The organism is Mesorhizobium sp. L2C084A000 (assembly GCF_000502875.1).
Classification (GTDB): Bacteria; Pseudomonadota; Alphaproteobacteria; order Rhizobiales; family Rhizobiaceae; genus Mesorhizobium.
In genome coordinates this window covers 884,872-903,857 of the sequence record NZ_AYWX01000001.1, presented here as the reverse complement: position 1 = coordinate 903,857, position 18,986 = coordinate 884,872, and the positions used below count along the sequence as shown (strand labels likewise).

Sequence of the window (18,986 nt, the reverse complement as noted above, 5' to 3'; positions counted from 1 at the left end):
TATCCGGGGGCGGCGTCAGGTCTCGTCATCATGCGCCCTGACGCCACGCCTCGCCGGCGTTCTTAAATTGGCATACATGCCGGTGGTGCGGAATTGGCTCGGCGTGATGCCGTAGCAGCGGCGGAAGAGCTTCGAAAAATAGTTCGCGTCCTCGAAGCCGCACAGGATGGCGACCTCCTTCACCGGCAGAAAATCCGCCTTGGTCAGCAGCTTCGCCGCGCGTTGCAGACGCTGCTGCAGCACGAACTCGGCAGGCGGCAGGCCTTCGCTCTCGGCGAAACAGCGTGAGAAATGGGCTCGGCTGAGGCCGCTGATCTGCACCAGATCCGACACCGGCAGCGGCCTGTCGAGATTGGCATTGATGTGATCGATGACCGGCTGCATGACGCTCTGTTTTTCGGCAAAGGCATGGGAGCCGAAGACATCGTCATAGAGCGCCATCGCAGCCTCGTAGGCTATCGCCGAAGCAGCGCCCGGCGAAGCGGCGCCTTTGATCAGGCGCAGGCTGCAATCGGCAAGATGATCGATCGTCGCCGGCTGCAGCCGAAACACCGGACCCGAGACGCTGAGGATCGACTTGTGGATGCGCAGCGCCTCCTCGCCGTTCATCGAAATCCAGAAATACTCCCAGCGCTCGTCTCCAGCCAGCCAGTAGCGGTGGTTGTGCGGCACCAGCACCAGCAATGTGTCGTTCTTCTGCAGGCGGTAGTTGCGGTTTTCGTAGCGCAGCCGGCCGGCTCCGCTGATCGTGTGCTGGAGCACGGTGAACGGTGTCTGGCCGCGCTTGCGGCCGTCCCAATCGTAGGTCTCGTCCTCGCGCACTTCATAGCCCGTGCTCGTCGGCATGGCATGCAGGCGCTGGCGGCCGCGCGGCAGCGAGATCGTGCGCATGGACTGTCCGTTTTCTATCAAATCTTGCAGCACAAAATTACCCCTGAAAGCATAATCCTTCTCTGGTCGTACTCGCGAATAAGCGCATAATCCCCGTCGAAAAGCGAGAGAGATCCGCAGTCGAGGAGCGGACAGGGAGGTTGGCGAGCCGGATTCCGGCTTGTCGTGCATACATGTCGCGGCATGTGGCTACAGCTTCCCATTGTCATCCCTTGCCTGCAATTCGAAGTGGAGTGAGGTGCGGCTGATGAGTTTCAAAATAGCTATCATCGGTGCCGGCAGCGTCGGCTTCACCAAGAAATTGTTCACCGACATCCTGTGCGTGCCCGAATTCAAGGACATCGAATTCGCGCTGACCGATGTCAGCGAGCACAACCTTCAGATGATCAAGGCGATCCTCGACAGGATCGTCGAGGCAAACAGATTGCCGACCAGGGTGACGGCGACGACCGACCGCCGCAAGGCGCTCGAAGGCGCTCGCTACGTCATCAGCTGCGTGCGGGTCGGCGGTCTCGAAGCCTATGCCGACGACATCCGCATTCCCCTGAAATATGGCATCGACCAGTGCGTCGGCGATACGATTTGCGCCGGCGGCATTCTCTATGGACAGCGCAACATCCCGGTGATCCTGGATTTCTGCAAGGACATCCGCGAGGTTGCCGAGACCAACGTCAAATTCCTGAACTACGCCAACCCGATGGCGATGAACACCTGGGCAGCGATCGAATACGGCAAGGTCGACACTGTCGGGCTCTGCCACGGCGTCCAGCACGGCGCCGAACAGATCGCCGAGGTGCTTGGCGCGAAGTCCGTGAAGGAACTCGACTATGTCTGTTCCGGCATCAACCACCAGACCTGGTTCATCGACCTGCGCCTGAACGGCCGCCCCATCGGCAAGGACGAACTGGTGGCCGCCTTCGAGGCGCATCCGGTCTATTCCAGGCAGGAGAAGCTGCGCATCGACGTCCTGAAGCGCTTCGGCGTCTATTCGACCGAGAGCAACGGCCATCTTTCCGAATATCTGCCCTGGTACCGCAAACGTCCCGACGAGATCACGCGCTGGATCGATATGTCCGACTGGATTCACGGCGAGACGGGCGGCTATCTCCGCTATTCCACCGAAACCCGAAACTGGTTCGAGACGGAATATCCGCAGTTCCTCGAAGCGGCGTCAAAGCCGATCGACCGGGAGAAGCGCTCCAACGAGCATGCCAGCCACATATTGGAGGCGCTGGAGACCAACCGCATCTATCGCGGCCACTTCAACGTCAAGAACAATGGCGTGATCACCAACCTGCCGCAGGATGCCATCATCGAGTCGCCGGGCTTCGTCGACCGTTTTGGCATCAACATGGCCGCCGGCATCACGTTGCCGGAGGCCTGCGCCGCCACCTGCATCGCTTCGATCAACGTCCAGCGCATGTCGGTGCATGCCGCGATATCAGGCGACATCGATCTTCTGAAGCTCGCCGTGCTGCATGACCCATTGGTCGGCGCGGTTTCGACGCCGGAGGAGGTCTGGCAGATGGTCGACGAAATGGTCGTCGCCCAGGCAGCCTGGCTGCCGCAATATGCCCATGCGGTTCCGGCCGCCAGGGAGCGGCTGTCGACATCTCAGGTGAAGACCCGCGAGTGGGCGGGCGCCGCACGGCGCAGCGTTCGCTCGATCGAGGAATTGCGCGCCGAAAAAGCCGCGCTGAAGCAAGCCGGCTGAGGCGGGCCGGCTGAAAATTCATGCGGTGATGGTGGATCCATGGGAGGCGGATTCATTGCCACGAAGCCGTTTGAATTCGAGGAGAGGCGGAGCGGGTGCAAACGCTCCGGACAAACAAGAGGGAGAGAGACCGTGAGGAATTTACGCAATATCGGCCTTGCTGCCGGACTGACGCTGAGCGTCTCGGTCTCGGCACTCAGTGCTTACGCTTCCGAGCCGACGGTTCCGCCGGCGCCGACACCGTTTCCCGCCGAGGGCAAGATCAACTATGTCGCGCGAGACTCGATCCTGGAGTTCAAGGCGCTTCCCGAATATCACGAGCCCGACTGGGTCACCGAGAAATACGTCAAGACCGGCAAGCTGCCGCCGGTGAAAGACAGGCTGCCGAAAGATCCGCTGGTCTACAAGACGGGCAACATGCAGGACGGCATCGGCGTCTATGGCGATACGATGCGCCACGTCATCGGCGGGCGGCCGGAAGGCTGGAACTACGGCGCCGGTCAGACGCAAGGCTGGGGCGGCATCGACATCGGCCTCTCCGAATGCCTGACGCGCACCGCCCCGCTGTTCCAGGTCGAGGCCAAGGACACCGAGCCGCTGCCGAACCTGGCCAGGAGCTGGGATTGGTCGAGCGATGGCCACAGGCTGACCATGCACCTCATCGAAGGAGCAAAGTGGTCGGACGGCGTGCCGTTCAACGCCGACGACGTCATGTTCTACTGGGACGACGAGGTGGTCGATCCTAACGTCTCGCCGCTGAATGGTGCGACGCCGGAAACCTTCGGCGTCGGCACGACGCTGAAGAAGATCGACGACTACACCGTCGAATGGACCTTCAAGGATGCCTTCCCGAAACAGTACCTGTATGCCATGGCCTACGGCACCTTCTGTCCTGGCCCCGCGCACATCCTGAAGCCGCAGCATCCGAAATACTCGAAGAACACCTATGATCAGTTCAAAAATGCCTTCCCGCCGGAATTCATGAACATGCCGGTGATGGGTGGCTGGGTGCCGGTCGAATACCGGCCGGACGACATCATCGTCATGCGCCGCAATCCCTATTACTGGAAGGTCGACGAAAAGGGCAATCAACTGCCCTATCTCAACGAACTGCATTACAAGCTGTCGACCTGGGCCGATCGCGATGTCCAGGCGGTGGGCGGCGCGGCCGATTTTTCCAATTTGGAGCAGCCGGAAAACTTCGTCGCCTCGCTGAAGCGTGCGGCAGAGGCGAACGCGCCGGCCCGTCTTGCTTTCGGCCCGCGGCTCATCGGCTACAATCTGCGCTTTAATTTTTCCGCCAATGGCTGGGGCAATCCGGACGAACGCGGCCAGGCGATCCGCGAGCTGAACCGTAATGAGGATTTCCGCAAGGCCGTTACCATGGCACTCGACCGCAAGGCGCTCGGCGACTCGCTGGTCAAGGGGCCGTTCACCGCCATCTATCCCGGCGGCCTGTCTTCGGGCACCAGCTTCTATGACCGCGATTCGACCGTCTACTACCCCTTCGATCTCGAGGGCGCCAAGGCCGAACTCGCCAAGGCCGGCCTCAAGGATACGGACGGCGACGGCTTCGTGAATTTCCCTTCCGGCACCGCCGGCGGAAAGAACGTCGAGATCGTGATGCTGGTCAACAACGACTACACGACCGACAAGAGCCTTGCCGAAGGCGTCGTCGCCCAGATGGAAAAGCTTGGGCTGCGGGTCGTCCTCAACGGGCTCAACGGCACCCAGCGCGACGCTTCGCAATATTCCGGCCGCTTCGATTGGCTGGTCCGGCGCAACGAACAGGAACTGACGTCGGTGGTGCAGAACACCGTGCAGCTTGCCCCGATCGGCCCGCGCACCAGCTGGGACCATCGTGCGCCGGAGAATGGCGAGGTCGATGTGATGCCGTTCGAAAAGGACCTCGTCGACATCGTCAACAAGTTCGTCTCCACCCAGGACAATGACCAGCGCGCCAGCCTGATGAAACAATTCCAGAAGATCTCGACGGAGCACGTCTACAATGTCGGCCTGACGGAGTATCCCGGCGCGCTGATCGTCAACAAGCGTTTCTCGAACATTCCGCAGGGCACGCCGATCTTCATGTTCAACTGGGCCGAGGATTCGATCACCCGCGAACGGGTCTTTGTCGCGGCCGACAAGCAGGCGAAATACGAATTGTTCCCGCAAGAACTGCCCGGCAAACCCGGCGAGAAGGGGCCGATGAATTAGGTTTACCTCCCTGACTGAGAGACCTCCGGCCGCGCCGCTGGCNTACACGACGCTCTTCCGATCTGTCGGCAATCCCGGTCCTCGCCATTTTGAGTCTGGCCACATTTGCCATCATCCAGGCGCCGCCGGGCGATTATGCCGACTACATCCGCTCGCAGGCGATCAACCAGGGTGGAGCCTCCTTCGCCGAGGCCGACGCGCAGGCAAAGGCCTACCGCATCGAGCATGGTCTCGATAAGCCGCTGCCCCTCCAGTATCTCAACTGGATCGGCGGCATCGTCACCCGCGGCGATTTCGGCTACAGCCTCTACTACAACAAACCGGTCGCCGATGTGGTCGGAGAGCGCCTGCCGCGCACCCTTCTCCTGGCGCTGGTCTGCCATCTGCTGGCTTCGGTGCTGGGCATCACATTCGGCATATGGGCGGCGACCCGGCAATACACCTGGATCGACTCGGCGCTGTCGGCCATCTCCTTCCTCGGTATGACGGTGCCGCGCTTCCTGATGGCGCTGATCATCGTCTATCTCCTGGTCTTCCAGTTCAACGTGTCGGAGATCGGCTCATTCTTCTCGCCGCAATATGGGGGCGCGCCGTGGTCGTGGGCCAAATTCGTCGATCTGGTCAAGCATGTCTGGCCGGTGGTGGCGATCGCGACTTTCGGCGGGCTCGCCTACAATATGCGCGTCATGCGCGGCAATCTGCTCGATACGCTGAACGCGCAATATGTCGAGACGGCAAGGGCCAAGGGGCTGACCGGCGCCGCTGTCGTCATGCGCCACGCCGTGCCTAACGCACTGCACCCGCTCATCATGTATCAGGGTGTGGTGCTGCCTTACATGCTGACCGGCGAAATCGAGACGGCGATCATCTTCGCGCTGCCGACTGTCGGCCCGGCGATCGTCGGCTCCATGGCTGTCGGCGATGTCTATGTCACCGCCACCTTCATGATGGTGCTGTCGGCGACGCTGATCGTCGGCAACATCATCGCCGACATGCTGCTCGTCCTGCTCGATCCGCGCGTGCGCCAGTTCGGGGAGCGCTGAGATGCTGGCGCGCGATCCATCCCCTCCACCGCTGCCGGCCGAAGGTCGCATCGTAGCCAAACCGGCGCGCGGTAACGAAAGCTACCTCGCGCTTGTCTGGCGCCGGCTGAAGCGCTCCTGGACCGGCATGGCCGGGCTCTGGCTCGTCGTGCTGCTGCTGGTGATGGCCGTGTTCGCCGAGTTCATCGCGCCAATGGACCCGAAGGTGACGGATGTCGGCTTCGCGCCTCCGCAGGTGCCTGTTTTCCATGACAGAGATGGCGGTTTCGTCGCGCGGCCGAGGGTCTATGCGCTGGCCGATTCGGCGGACCTCGATCCGGTCACTTTCCAGCCCGTCGTCGGTCCCGACTACGATCATCCAAGGCTGCTTGGTTTCTTCGTGCATGGCGCGCCTTACAAGCTCTTCGGGCTGTTGCCGGCGGACCGGCATCTGTTCGGCTCGCTGGACGGGCAGCCGGTGCATTTCCTGGGCACCGACAAGTTTGGTCGTGACGTGTTGTCGCGCGCCATCCATGGCTCGCGCGTCTCGTTGATGATCGCGCTGACGGTCGTCTTAATCATCACCGTCATCGGCACCACCGTCGGCATGGTCTCCGGCTATTTTGGCGGCAGGTTCGATGTCTGGATGCAGCGCTTCGTCGAACTGGTGCTCGCCTTCCCGCAGCTGCCGCTCTATTTGGCGCTGACGACGCTGATCCCGGTCACCGCTCCCACCAACGTCTTCCTCGCTTTCGTCATCATCGTCATGTCGGCCTTGGGTTGGGCGCAGATGTCTCGCGAGGTGCGCGGCAAGACTTTGGCGCTGGCGCGGATCGAGTATGTGCGCGCCGCCATGGCGGTCGGCGCCACCGACCGGCGCATCATCATGCAGCACATCTTCCCCAATGTGATGAGCCACGTGATCGTCGCCGTGACGCTGGCGATCCCGACGGTGGTGCTGCTCGAATCCTTCCTCGGTTTCCTCGGCTTCGCCGTCAAGCCGCCGCTGATCTCGTGGGGTCTGATGCTGCAGGACACCGCGACCTATTCCGTCATCGGCACTTATCCCTGGATCCTGTCGCCGGTCGGTTTCGTGCTCGTCACCGTCTTTGCCTTCAACGCGCTGGGCGACGGCCTGCGCGACGCCGTCGACCCTTATTGAGGTGCCTGAGATGTCCGTCGCGCTCGCCGAATCCTTCGCACCCATCGTCCGTCACGACCATGACGGACGCCAGAGCCAGCCGATCATCGACGCCCGCAACGTCGCCGTGGCCTTCAAGGTCGAGCATGGCGTCGTCGACGCGGTCAAGGACTCTCGTTTCAGCTCTATCGCGGCGAGACGATCGCCATCGTTGGCGAATCCGGTTCGGGCAAGTCGGTGACGGCGCGCACCGTCATGGGCCTTCTGTCGCGGCGCGCCACGGTGTCGCCCGGGTCGAGCGTCTGTTATGACGGGCAAAACATCCTGAAATTTCCCGAGAGCGCCCGGCGCAAGCTGCGCGGCAACCGCATCTCGATGATCTTCCAGGAGCCGATGAGCTCGCTCAACCCGATCTATACGGTCGGCAGCCAGATCGTCGAGGCGATCCGGGTGCATCGCAAAGTCAGCCGCAAGCAGGCCTGGGCGCGCGCACTGGAACTTCTGCAGCATGTGCAGATTCCCGATCCCGCCGCGCGGCTCAAGCAATACCCGCACCAGCTATCGGGCGGGCAACGTCAGCGGGTGATGATCGCCATGGCGCTGGCCAACAATCCCGATGTGCTGATCGCCGATGAGCCGACCACAGCGCTCGATGTCACCGTCCAGGCGCAGATCCTGAACCTGATCCGCAGCCTGCAGAAAGAGCTGCGCATGGCGGTGATCCTGATCACCCACGACCTGACCGTGGTGCGCCAGTTCTCCGACTACGTCTATGTCATGCAGCATGGCGAAATGTGCGAGCACAACGTCACCGAACGGCTATTCGCCAACCCCCAGCACCCCTATACGAGACGGCTGCTCGCTTCCGAGCCGCAGGGGCAGCCGAAGCCGCTGCCGGAGGGCTGCGGCACCATCCTGGAGGCCAGCGGCGTGCGCGTCTCATTCATGCTGCGCCACGGCACCTTCCTGAAACCGGACTGGCGAGAGCTGGTCGCCGTCGACGATCTCGGCCTGAAACTCTGTCGCCACGAGACGCTGGGGCTGGTCGGCGAGTCCGGTTCAGGCAAGACCACCTTCGGCCAGGCCCTGCTCAGGTTGATCGACGCCAAGCGCGGCGAGATCCGTTTCGACGGCAAGCCGATCCACGGCCTGTCGCGGGCGCAGATGCGGCCGTTGCGCTCGCGCATGCAGATCGTCTTCCAGGATCCGTTCTCCTCGCTCAACCCGCGCATGACGATCGGCCAGATCATCGAGGAAGGGCTGATCGTCAACAGCATAGGGGCGACGCGGCGCGAGCGGGTCGAACGGGTGCGCGACGCGCTGGTCAGCGCCGGCATGCCGGGCGATATACTGTCACGGTTTCCGCACGAATTCTCCGGTGGCCAGCGCCAGCGCATCGCGATCGCCCGCGCCATCGCACTCGAACCCGAATTCATCCTGCTCGACGAGCCGACATCGGCGCTGGATCTCTCCGTCCAGGCGCAGATCATCGACCTGTTGCGCAAGCTGCAGGACGAGCGCGGCCTCAGCTACCTCTTCATCTCGCACGACCTCAAGGTGGTGCGCGCACTGTGCCATCGCGTGATCGTCATGCAGAACGGCAAGATCGTCGAGCAGGGCCCCGTCGACGACGTCCTGTCCAATCCCAAGACCGCCTACACGGAACGGCTCGTCAGGGCCGCTTTCGACGTGGCCTGAACATATGCCGGAGGTTAGCATGGCAAGAAATCCCAAGATCACTTTCATCGGCGCAGGCTCGACGGTGTTCATGAAGAACATTGTCGGCGACGTGCTGCAGCGCCCGTCGCTTTCCGGCGCGACCATCGCGCTGATGGACATCAATCCGCAGCGGCTGGAAGAGAGCGCCATCGTCGTCAACAAGCTGATCGCGACGCTCGGCGTCAAGGCGAAGGCCGAGACCCATTCGGACCAGCGCAAGGCGCTGGCGGGCGCAGATTTCGTCGTCGTCGCCTTCCAGATCGGCGGCTACGAGCCCTGCACGGTCACCGACTTCGAAGTGCCGAAGAAATACGGCCTGCGCCAGACGATCGCCGACACGCTCGGCGTCGGCGGCATTATGCGCGGCTTGAGGACCGTGCCGCATCTGTGGAAGATCTGCGAGGACATGCTCGCCGTCTGCCCGCAGGCGATCATGCTGCAATATGTCAACCCGATGGCGATCAACACCTGGGCGATAGCGGAGAAATACCCTGACATCAGGCAGGTCGGTCTCTGCCATTCCGTGCAGGGCACGGCAATGGAGCTGGCGCACGATCTCGACCTTCCCTACGAAGAGATCCGCTATCGCTCGGCCGGCATCAACCACATGGCCTTCTATCTCAGCTTCGAGCATCGCCAGCCGGACGGTTCGTACCGCGACCTCTACCCCGATCTCGTGCGCGCCTATCGCGAAGGCCGCGCGCCCAAGCCCGGCTGGAACCCGCGCTGCCCCAACAAGGTGCGCTACGAGATGCTGACCAGGCTCGGCTATTTCGTCACCGAGAGCTCGGAACATTTCGCCGAATACACGCCCTATTTCATCAAGGAAGGCCGCCCGGACCTGATCGAGAAGTACGGCATCCCGCTGGATGAGTATCCCAAGCGCTGCATCGAACAGATCGAGCGCTGGAAGGGACAGGCTGAGGCCTATCGCTCGGCCGATCGCATCGAGGTCGAGCAGTCCCGGGAATATGCCTCATCGATCATGAATTCGGTGTGGACGGGCGAACCCTCGGTGATCTACGGCAACGTCCGCAACAATGGCTGCATCACCTCGCTGCCCCGGGATTGCGCCGCCGAAGTGCCGTGCCTGGTCGATGCCTCCGGCATCCAGCCGACCTATATCGGTGACCTGCCGCCGCAATTGACCGCGCTGATCCGCACCAACATCAACGTGCAGGAACTGACGGTGCGGGCGCTGATGAGCGAGAACCGCGAACACATCTACCATGCGGCGATGATGGATCCGCACACCGCGGCCGAACTCGATCTCGACCAGATCTGGTCACTGGTCGATGATCTCTTGGCTGCTCATGGTGAATGGCTGCCTGCCTGGGCGCGCTTGAAGCGCAAGAACGAGGCCGCCGCCTGATCGGCGGCGCCCAGCCTTAATTCGGAGCGTCGGGGTCCGTCTCTTCCTCGTCATCGCGGGCCTTGATGACATAGGCGCCCTTCAGCCAGCGGTTGAGGTCGATGTCCTTGCAGCGCGTCGAGCAGAACGGAAAGGTGTCGCGCGCCGAGGGCTTGCCGCATTCGGGGCAGGGGCGCTTTGGGCGTAAGGGCGTGACTTTGGAGTCGGAATTCACAGCCGGGTTCCCGCCAGCCAGCCGCCATGCACCTTGAAGCCTTCGCCGCTCAACAGCGCGACGGTCTCATACAGCGGCAGCCCAACGATGTTGGTGTAGGAGCCGACCAGCTTGACGACGAAGGCGCCGGCGAGACCCTGGACGGCGTAACCACCCGCTTTGCCGCGCCATTCGCCCGACGCGACATAGGCGTCGATCTCCTCGCGCGGCAGCCGCTTGAAGCGCACCCGCGTCTCGACCAGCCGCTGACGCAGCTTGCCGCCCGGGGTGATCAGGCAGATGCCGGAATAGACCCGGTGCGAACGGCCCGACAACAGCCCGAGGCAGTTGGCGGCGTCGTCGAGGGTTTCTGCCTTGGGCAGGATGCGCCGCCCGACGGCGACGACCGTATCCGCGGCCAGCACGAAGCCCGGCGCGTAGTCGGCTTCGGTTTTCAGCGACGCGAACGCCTTCTCGGCCTTTTCCTTCGACAGCCGCTTGGCCAGCGAGCGCGGATGCTCTGCACGCAGCGGCGTTTCGTCGACATCGGCCGGCAGCACGCGGTCCGGCTCGATGCCGGCCTGCTGCAAGAGCTCGATTCGGCGCGGCGAACCCGAGGCAAGCACCAGCTTCTGCAAAATGCTCATCGCGGACCAGTCGGGCTTTGCTTACTTGAAACGATAGGTGATGCGGCCCTTGGTCAGGTCGTATGGCGTCATCTCGACCAGAACCTTGTCGCCGGTCAGCACGCGGATGCGGTTCTTGCGCATGCGGCCGGCCGTATGGGCGATGATTTCGTGTTCGTTTTCGAGCTTTACCCGGAACATCGCGTTCGGCAACAATTCCGTCACGACACCCGGAAACTCGAGGACTTCTTCCTTCGGCATTCGATACCTTTGCTTGGATGGTAGTTCCAGCGCCCTGGCCGGAATTTCGGCGGAACCTATATGATAATCGTCCGCTTGTGAACACGCTTAATCGGCGGCCTCCGGAGGTGTGAATCGACGCCCGATCCGCGCTTTCAGGCGCTCGCGCACGTCCCGGTAGGCCGCCATGATCTGTTCGCGCGTGCCGGCGGCGTCGGTCGGGTCCGGCGTCGGCCAGTATTCGACCTCGACAGCGAGCGAGCGGGTGAGTTCAAGTGCGGCGTGGTGCGCTTCCGGCGCCAGCGTGACGATGAGGTCGAAATAATCGTCCTCGAGATCGTCCATGGTCCGTGGGTGACGCTCGCCCAACGACAGGCCTTCCTCGGCAAGCACCGCATCGACGAACGGATCGCGCTCGCCGGCGCGAACGCCGGCCGAAGCGACAAAGATGGCCGCGGGCAGCATGCGGCGCGCCAGCTGCTCTGCCATTGGCGAGCGCACGGCATTCATGCCGCACAGGAACAGGATCGAACGGGGTAGGGCGCCGGGTGCCAGGGCTAGCCCCGCCAGTGCAGTACGCAGACCAGCGTGAACAGCCGGCGCGCCGTATCGAAGTCTATGTCGATCTTGCCGGATAGCCGGTCCATCAGCGTCTGCGAACCTTCATTGTGCAGGCCGCGGCGGCCCATGTCGATCGCCTCGATGTGGCTCGGCGTCGAGGAACGGATGGCGTCGTAGTAGCTTTCGCAGATCATATAGTAATCCTTGACGATGCGCCTCAGCGGCGTCAGCGACAGGATATGAGTGACGACGGCGGTGCCATCCTCGCGCGCCACGGCAAACACCAGGCGCTGCTCGGCCAGCGACAGTTTCAGCCGGTAAGGGCCGTCGCCGCTGTCATTGACGGGCTGAAAACTGTTCTCCTCGATCAGGTCGAAGATCGCCACCGCGCGTTCATGCTCGACATCGGGTGTCGACCGGCCGATCGATTCATCGAGTTCGACATCGATCAGCCTGGCGCGGGTTTGATCGGGGCCAGACATCGCCGCCTACATGTTCAACCGTATGGCGACGGAGCGTCCATGCGCCTCAAGGCCTTCCGCCTTGGCGAGCGCAATCGCCGCCGGCGCCAAGATACGCAACTGCTCCGATCCAAGCTTGAGGATCGACGTGCGCTTGACGAAATCGAGCACCGACAGGCCCGACGAGAAGCGCGCCGAGCGTGCCGTCGGCAGCACATGGTTGGAGCCGCCGACATAGTCGCCGATGGCTTCCGGCGTGTGGCGGCCGAGAAAGACGGCACCGGCATTGCGCATCCGCGCCAGGAAACCCTCGGCATCGTCGATGGCCAGTTCGACATGTTCGGCGGCGATGCGGTCGACCAGCGGCAGCGCGGATTCAATGGTTGGAACCAGGATCACGGCGCCAAAATCGCGCCAGCTCGCCGCAGCCGTTTCGGCCCGCGGCAGGCTCTGCAACTGGCGCTCGACCGCTTGTTCGACAGCGATGCCGAAGGCCGGATCGTCGGTGACCAGGATCGATTGCGCCGATGCATCGTGCTCGGCCTGGGCCAGCAGGTCGGCCGCGATCCAGTCCGGATCGTTGCTGCCGTCGGCCACGACGAGCACTTCCGACGGCCCGGCGATCATGTCGATGCCGACGGTGCCGAACACCTGGCGCTTGGCCGCCGCGACATAGGCATTGCCCGGGCCGACGATCTTGGCGACCGGCTTTATAGTCCGGGTGCCGTAGGCGAGGGCTGCGATCGCCTGGGCGCCGCCGACACGGTAGATTTCCGACACGCCTGATATGTCGGCCGCCACCAGCACCAGCGGATTGATGATGCCGCCGGGCGCCGGCACGACCATGACGATGCGCTCGACCCCGGCCACCCTGGCCGGTATGGCGTTCATCAGCACCGAGCTTGGATAGCTCGCCGTGCCGCCCGGCACATAGAGCCCGACCGCCTCGACCGCCGTCCAGCGCCAGCCGAGCTCGACGCCGGCGGCATCCGTATAGCGATCATCCTTCGGCCGCTGCCGCTCATGGTGGGAGCGGATACGGTCTCGCGCGAATTCCAGCGCCTCGATCGTCTTTGAGTCGGCAGCCTTGTAAGCTTGAGCGATGTCGTCCTTCGAGACGGCGATGCCCAATCCAGTCAGATCGGCGCGATCGAATTTCTGTGAATAGTCGATCAGCGCCGCGTCGCCTTCGGCGCGCACGCGCGCGATGATGTCGCGCACCGCGGCATCAACGTCGGCGGACACTTCCCGCTTGGTCAACAGGAAGGCGGCGAAACGCTGCTCGAAATCGGCGTCGGACTGACGAAGCTTGATGGCCATCGGACGCTCAGGCCTTGTGGATGGGGCGCGAGGTGGCTTCCCACGCCCCGCCAATATCGGCAAGGCGCGCCTCGATGCATTCGACGTCGAGCATGATCGTGCCGCCGCCGGCAAAGATCAGCTCGACGATGCCCGCCGGCTTGCTGATCTCGATGAAGCTGATCGCCAGCAGCGACAGGACCTCATTGGGCTTGTCGCGGGCGATGCCGTTGGTCTTGGCGCCGAGCACCCGGTCGAAATGCAGCACCGCCTGCCGCCGCTCATTGTGCTGGCGAAACAGGCCGGATTTGGCCTCCCAGACGAAACGGTTCATGGTCAGCAGGAAACGCTTGGCCGCAGGCAGGAATTCGAGGTCGCTGACCTTCATCACGGCATCCTGGACATGGGCCGAAACGATGCTCAGATCCTGATCGTCGAGCGCGATAAGCTTAAGGGCAGTCATGCGGATTTCGCACCTGAAGGTTGATAACTGAACCTTCTGTTAGGCGGTCTTTCCCGTCCGCGCAACCGCACCGCGAGGCCTTGCGATTGGCCTATGCGGAAATCCGCTCGATCACCGCGCCGCAGTTGGATAGCTTTTCTTCCAGCCGCTCGAAGCCGCGGTCGAGATGGTAGACGCGGTTGACCGTCGTCTCGCCTTCCGCCGCCAGGCCGGCGATGACCAGCGAGACAGAGGCGCGAAGATCGGTCGCCATGACCGGCGCGCCCTTCAGTTTCGGCACGCCGTCGACGATCGCCGTCTGGCCCGAAAGCGTGATGTGAGCGCCGAGCCGCGCCAGTTCCTGCACATGCATGAAGCGGTTCTCGAAGATCGTCTCGGTGATGCGCGACTTGCCCTTGGCCATCGTCATCAGGCCCATGAACTGCGCCTGCAAATCGGTCGGGAAGGCCGGAAACGGCGCCGTCGTCACGTCGACCGGCGCAATGCCGGCGCCGTTGCGCCTCACACGAATGCCGGAATTGGTCGGCGTGATCTCCGCACCCGTCTGGGCGATCACGTCCAGTGCGGTCTGCAGCAGATCCGGACGCGCACCTTCGAGCACGACGTCGCCGCCGGTCATGGCGACGGCCATGGCATAGGTGCCGGTCTCGATGCGGTCGGGAATGACGCGTACGCGCGCACCGGAGAGCGATTCGACGCCGTCGATGGTGATTGTCGGCGTGCCGGCGCCGGAAATCTTCGCACCCATGGCATTGAGGCACTCGGCGAGGTTGACGATCTCGGGCTCGCAAGCCGCGTTTTCCAGCACCGTCTCGCCCTTGGCGAGCGCCGCGGCCATCATCAGCACATGGGTGGCGCCGACCGAGACCTTCGGGAAGATATAGCGGTTGCCGACAAGGCGGCCATTCCTTGTCTTGGCGATGACATAGCCGGTGTCGACGTCGATGTCGGCACCCAGCGCCTGCAGGCCCTCGAGGAACAGATCGACCGGCCGCGTGCCGATGGCGCAACCGCCCGGCAGCGACACTTTTGCTTCGCCCATGCGGGCCAGCAGCGGGCCGATCACCCAGAACGAGGCGCGCATCTTCGACACCAGCTCGTAGGGCGCTGTGGTGTCGACGATGTTGCGGGCGGAGAAGTTGATGGTGCGCGAATAGCCCTCATTCTGCTTCTCGCGGCGGCCATTGACCGAATAATCGACGCCGTGGTTGCCCAGGATGCGGATCAGTTGCTCGACATCGGCCAGATGCGGCACGTTTTCCAGCGTCAGCGTGTCGTCGGTCAAAAGCGAGGCGATCATCAAAGGCAACGCCGCGTTTTTCGCGCCCGAGATCGGAATGCTTCCGGAGAGCTGGTTGCCCCCGACAATTCTGATGCGATCCATGGAAGAAAGTCCCTCTCGGCCAAACAGGGCCGGTTCAATCGTTTGAGTAGCGGCCCGTCTAGACCATTGGCCGATCTGGTTCAAGAATTACGCTGGTTCAAGAAATGGGATTTCGCCCACCCCGGGCCAAGAGTGGCCGATTTGAGTTAATCTTTTTGTATTTCCTTCGATGCAGCGAGCCCGTCCGGCCGTTGATCTGCATCTCCGGTGCGCCGCGAGCGTGACTGCGCCTTGCGCTTCTGCAGATTGGCGCGCAATTGCTCTGCCAGCCTATCCTTGCGGATTGTTGCGCTGTTATTCGGTGGACCATCCTTTTTCACTGGAATTGCCTTGTCATCCATTGTCCCGCTCTGGCCCGTGAGCAGCCAGCCCGCCATTCAGGGATAGCCAACATTGTGGCGCCCCCATGTCATTAAAAGCTATCCGGCAAAGGCTTTCACAGAAGCGTTGCGCTTGGCCTTGCGCTTGCCGGTTCGATATGGCAGAAGCCCCGCCATCAGCGGCTGCGGTAGCTCAGTGGTAGAGCACTCCCTTGGTAAGGGAGAGGTCGAGAGTTCAATCCTCTCTCGCAGCACCATCATATCCCATTGAAATTGCTGAAACCCTTGACTTGCAACGCTTCTTGTCCATTCTGACGTTACAAATTGTGTAACAAAATGGAAAAAAAGATGGCGGGGCGAGTTCGAAATCTCCTGAATCGAGACGGTCGCTATTTTGGCCGGCTTGTGGTCCCGAAGGACCTTCGGCCTTTCATGGACGGCAAGACAGAGCTGCGAACAGCCCTTGGACCCGACTACAGGACGGCACTGAAGACTCTTCCAGGCGCCATTGCTGCCCTTCAGCATAAGATCGCACTCGGTGAGCGTCGTGCCGCAGAGGCGGGCAATCGGCCTGTCGCGATCGGCCGCTATCCGTTGCCTTTCGATCAGATAGCCCTGCGAAACTACAACGATCGTCTCGCCCAAGATGAGCGGCTTAGGAATGCAGGCCCGCAGTGGGCCTCCAGTTCCATTGATGATGGCGAGGTCGCCCATTTGCGACGGGGTATAGCCGGCCAATTGAACGATCGTGATCTTGCTGAATTGGTCGAACATCGCATTGACCGTTTTCGAGCGATAGGAAACACGACTGCCGAATTCGGAACTGATGAATGGCGCGAGTTGGCGCGATACATATGCATTTCTGAATACGAGGCATTGTCTCGAGTTGCCGAACGGGATGAGGGCGACTTCACAGGCAAGCCGACCCATCCCCTCATCGCCAAGGCGCAGCCGCTTGACGAGGAACTTCCTCCAGTCCCGCTAGAGGGATTGTTGGTCGACTATATCAAGTCCCGCAAGGCAGTTGGGAAGGGCAGGGAGGCCGAAAGGCGCTGGAAGCCGGTGTTTGCCAACCTTACCAAATTCATCGGCCATAATGATGCCCGACGCCTTACAAAGCAGAATCTGTTGGAATGGCGCGATGCGCGATTGACGACACTGTCTGCAAAAACGGTGGCCCACGTTGACCTTGCGTCGGTGCGCACCGTCTTGTCATGGGCTGTGAACAACGACCGCCTGCAATCGAATGTCGCCGAGCGGGTTAGGCAGGACGCGCCGAAAAAGCCCCTCAGCCGCGAGAAGGGTTTCACGCTGCCTGAGGCGATTGCGATTCTCCGCAAGGCCCGCGACTACGTTCCAGCCAAAACTGACAATCCCCGAACTACCGAAGCTCCACCTACAACGGCTGCGAAGAAATGGTCTCCGCTCCTATGTGCTTTCACCGGCGCGCGCATTGCAGAAGTCACTCAGCTCCGAAAGCAAGACTTCCGCAAGGAAGGCGAGACCTATGTCATGCGGATCACCCCGGATGCTGGCACGGTAAAGGCAGGTGGCTACCGGGACGTGCCATTACACCTGCAACTGGTCGAAATGGGCTTTATGACTTTCGTCGATGCCGCGCCAGAAGGCCCGCTGTTCCATACTAACCGCACGGATGGTATCTCAGCGGCGCGCACCGTCGCCGGTCGCGTCAGCCAGTGGCTTCAGTCCCTGGACCTAATACCTGAAGGCGTGAGCCCGAACCATGGCTGGCGGCATCGCTTTAAGACAGTTGGACTGGAGCAGGGAGTCTCCGGCCGGACTCTTGATGCGGTCCAGGGCCATGCAGGAAAGACCGCCGGCGACAATTATGGCGACGTGACGATTGCCGCAAAGAAGGCGGCACTGGAAAAATTCCCTCACTACGATTTGTCGTCCTGAGGCTTCGCCGGCGCCAAGTCCTCCGTCGTTGCCATGGACCAAGAACAACGTTGCGCAGCAAGGCCAATGGAGTGTGGAATCCGATCGGTAACTTTCTCAAAAAGAACTCGTAGCCTGCCCCCGTTCTTTTTCGTAAGCTTCATGCGGGGGTAGGAAATGAGCAATCCTGAGAAATTAGCGGAAGCGTTCACGGCCGATTTCCGTCGAATAGAGTATTCGCTTAAACGGTGCAATTATGTCCGGAAGAACAAGAAGGATGCTCAGGCAGACTGGGATGGCTTCGCAAAGGACCTTGGAGCAAAGTTTTTTGATCAAGTGGTAAAGGACGGGATTGCCAACACGCTAATAGGTCATCCGCCACGCCAGCTTCTTGCGGACCTGAATTGGTCGCCGCAGAACCCCAAGCCCTTAGCCAATGTTGCGGAGCTGATAGTTAACGGCGTATGCCGAGTCCGGAACAGCTATATTCATGGCGAGAAGTTCACCGGCGGGCCAGAAGGGCAATGGGAGCGCGATGCCCGCCTCATAGAGGAGGCGCATACGGTCTTGAACAGAGCGTGGTCATTCGCATCCGGTGCAGGGTCCTCAGATCGCGGTCATTCATCATGACGATAGCCGTCGTTTGGCTTGAAGACGATTTTTTGTGGTGCGCCGCGGATACACGTCTCGTCGGCGGTGCGGAAGACAACCCAACGATGGAGATTGCGTCCAAGATTTACGTGATTCCAGTCGCGATCAGTGCACAGGTCCCGGGTGGCGAAGTGCGGATACCTCACTTCTGGACCCAATACGGATTTGTGTATGCCGGATCGACGTCGCCAGCCACAATGACCGCTGTCACAGCCTCCACGTTCCTTCAGAAATTGGTCCGCCCGGGCGACCGCCTGAACCCTCCCACATTCAACGAGATGGCCAAGCTCGTATGTCGGCTCGCTAACCGGTTCATGCAAGACAGTCGTCGCTTTGGAATGGACGGCAAGTTCTCAGCTGCATTCTTTGGATGGTGCCCACACGAAGAAGAATACAAAGTTGCTTACATAGACGGCCGAGATGACGGAGGTAGCTTCAGGGTCGAATATTCGACCCCAGAGCAGCCCGCAGCACAAGGTGAGCCGTGGCTGGTGCTTGGTAGTGCGGCGAAAACGTTCAGGTCAACACTAGGGGAATACATGGCTACTGAAGAACACATTGATAGTCGGGTTCCTCTCCGAGTAATCGAGAAGATGGTGGCTGAAGGTTCGGATCGAACGGTGGGGGGTGCTACGTCAGTCGGCGCGGCGCATAAGCACGGGTTCGAGCTGTTTTGCGCAGTTGAGCCACTTGTATCGGGCCAGTCTGCGCTGCGGCGCGTGTTCAACGGATTGGACTTGGATGCTGAGGTAGGAACAGTCGGTCCATACTTTGTGGCTGTGCGTGGTATCGCATGACGACCGATAGTAGTGC

Annotated in this window: 18 protein-coding genes, 1 tRNA gene and 1 pseudogene; 10 read left to right on the top strand and 10 right to left on the bottom strand. The window is 61.8% G+C overall.

The annotated features are described in order from the left end of the window. Window positions 1–15 precede the first annotated feature (15 nt). Complete coding sequence (locus X735_RS161610) at window positions 16–1,062, bottom strand: AraC family transcriptional regulator (protein WP_196815294.1); 1,047 nt, start codon at window positions 1,060–1,062, stop codon at window positions 16–18. A 76-nt stretch (window positions 1,063–1,138) separates the two neighbouring features. Here X735_RS161610 and X735_RS161615 point away from each other — a divergent pair, with 76 nt between their 5' ends. The 6 genes and pseudogenes from X735_RS161615 to X735_RS161635 all read left to right on the top strand — a co-directional run bounded on the left by X735_RS161615 (window position 1,139) and on the right by X735_RS161635 (window position 10,076). Next, window positions 1,139–2,605, top strand: coding sequence for an alpha-glucosidase/alpha-galactosidase (locus X735_RS161615; RefSeq protein ID WP_023809267.1), 1,467 nt, complete (start codon window positions 1,139–1,141; stop codon window positions 2,603–2,605). Between the two features lie 132 nt (window positions 2,606–2,737). Then, window positions 2,738–4,822: an ABC transporter substrate-binding protein gene (locus X735_RS161620; RefSeq protein WP_023809266.1), complete on the top strand. Its 2,085-nt coding sequence runs from the start codon at window positions 2,738–2,740 to the stop codon at window positions 4,820–4,822. Between the two features lie 62 nt (window positions 4,823–4,884). Continuing rightward, window positions 4,885–5,865: an ABC transporter permease gene (locus tag X735_RS161625; protein ID WP_155930545.1), complete on the top strand. Its 981-nt coding sequence runs from the start codon at window positions 4,885–4,887 to the stop codon at window positions 5,863–5,865. 1 nt (window position 5,866) lies between these two features. After that, a complete protein-coding gene (locus X735_RS161630) occupies window positions 5,867–7,006 on the top strand; it encodes an ABC transporter permease (RefSeq protein WP_023809264.1) in 1,140 nt (379 codons plus the stop codon). Between the two features lie 10 nt (window positions 7,007–7,016). Next, window positions 7,017–8,683 (top strand): annotated as a pseudogene (locus tag X735_RS01000000165515) (ABC transporter ATP-binding protein). A 19-nt stretch (window positions 8,684–8,702) separates the two neighbouring features. Further along, window positions 8,703–10,076 (top strand): alpha-glucosidase/alpha-galactosidase, encoded by a 1,374-nt coding sequence (locus tag X735_RS161635; protein WP_023809263.1) that lies wholly within the window; start codon window positions 8,703–8,705, stop codon window positions 10,074–10,076. 16 nt (window positions 10,077–10,092) lie between these two features. Here X735_RS161635 and yacG read toward each other — a convergent pair whose 3' ends face one another. The 9 genes from yacG to X735_RS161680 form a co-directional block, all read right to left on the bottom strand. Then, window positions 10,093–10,290 (bottom strand): DNA gyrase inhibitor YacG, encoded by a 198-nt coding sequence (yacG, locus tag X735_RS161640; protein WP_023809262.1) that lies wholly within the window; start codon window positions 10,288–10,290, stop codon window positions 10,093–10,095. Further along, window positions 10,287–10,916, bottom strand: a complete 630-nt coding sequence (locus X735_RS161645; protein ID WP_023809261.1) for a Maf-like protein — start codon at window positions 10,914–10,916, stop codon at window positions 10,287–10,289. Before X735_RS161645 ends, yacG begins: the two co-directional genes overlap by 4 nt. 21 nt (window positions 10,917–10,937) lie before the next feature. After that, a complete protein-coding gene (gene infA, locus X735_RS161650; protein WP_006200926.1) occupies window positions 10,938–11,156 on the bottom strand; it encodes a translation initiation factor IF-1 in 219 nt (72 codons plus the stop codon). Window positions 11,157–11,243: 87 nt separating this feature from the next. Then, window positions 11,244–11,705, bottom strand: coding sequence for a low molecular weight phosphatase family protein (locus X735_RS161655; RefSeq protein ID WP_081734750.1), 462 nt, complete (start codon window positions 11,703–11,705; stop codon window positions 11,244–11,246). Next, on the bottom strand, window positions 11,693–12,178 hold the full coding sequence (locus X735_RS161660; protein WP_013530198.1) for a UPF0262 family protein: 486 nt from the start codon (window positions 12,176–12,178) through the stop codon (window positions 11,693–11,695). The genes X735_RS161655 and X735_RS161660 overlap by 13 nt, the downstream gene beginning before the upstream one ends. A 6-nt stretch (window positions 12,179–12,184) precedes the next feature. Continuing rightward, complete coding sequence (hisD, locus tag X735_RS161665) at window positions 12,185–13,477, bottom strand: histidinol dehydrogenase (protein ID WP_023809259.1); 1,293 nt, start codon at window positions 13,475–13,477, stop codon at window positions 12,185–12,187. Between the two features lie 7 nt (window positions 13,478–13,484). Further along, complete coding sequence (locus X735_RS161670; protein WP_023809258.1) at window positions 13,485–13,919, bottom strand: DUF2948 family protein; 435 nt, start codon at window positions 13,917–13,919, stop codon at window positions 13,485–13,487. Between the two features lie 91 nt (window positions 13,920–14,010). Beyond that, on the bottom strand, window positions 14,011–15,303 hold the full coding sequence (gene murA / locus X735_RS161675; protein WP_023809257.1) for a UDP-N-acetylglucosamine 1-carboxyvinyltransferase: 1,293 nt from the start codon (window positions 15,301–15,303) through the stop codon (window positions 14,011–14,013). Window positions 15,304–15,449: 146 nt separating this feature from the next. Further along, window positions 15,450–15,644 carry a hypothetical protein gene (locus X735_RS161680; RefSeq protein WP_023809256.1) on the bottom strand — a complete coding sequence of 65 codons (195 nt, stop codon included), beginning with the start codon at window positions 15,642–15,644 and terminating at the stop codon, window positions 15,450–15,452. A gap of 161 nt (window positions 15,645–15,805) precedes the next feature. Here X735_RS161680 and X735_RS161685 point away from each other — a divergent pair. From X735_RS161685 to X735_RS161695, 4 genes are all read left to right on the top strand, one after another. Next, window positions 15,806–15,880 (top strand) — tRNA-Thr (locus tag X735_RS161685). Between the two features lie 175 nt (window positions 15,881–16,055). Then, entirely contained in the window at window positions 16,056–17,543 is a 1,488-nt protein-coding gene (locus X735_RS161690; RefSeq protein WP_196815293.1) for a hypothetical protein, read from the top strand. Between the two features lie 156 nt (window positions 17,544–17,699). After that, complete coding sequence (locus X735_RS0133570) at window positions 17,700–18,152, top strand: hypothetical protein (RefSeq protein ID WP_023809254.1); 453 nt, start codon at window positions 17,700–17,702, stop codon at window positions 18,150–18,152. Then, on the top strand, window positions 18,149–18,970 hold the full coding sequence (locus X735_RS161695; protein WP_023809253.1) for a hypothetical protein: 822 nt from the start codon (window positions 18,149–18,151) through the stop codon (window positions 18,968–18,970). Before X735_RS0133570 ends, X735_RS161695 begins: the two co-directional genes overlap by 4 nt. The last annotated feature ends 16 nt before the right edge of the window (window positions 18,971–18,986 follow it).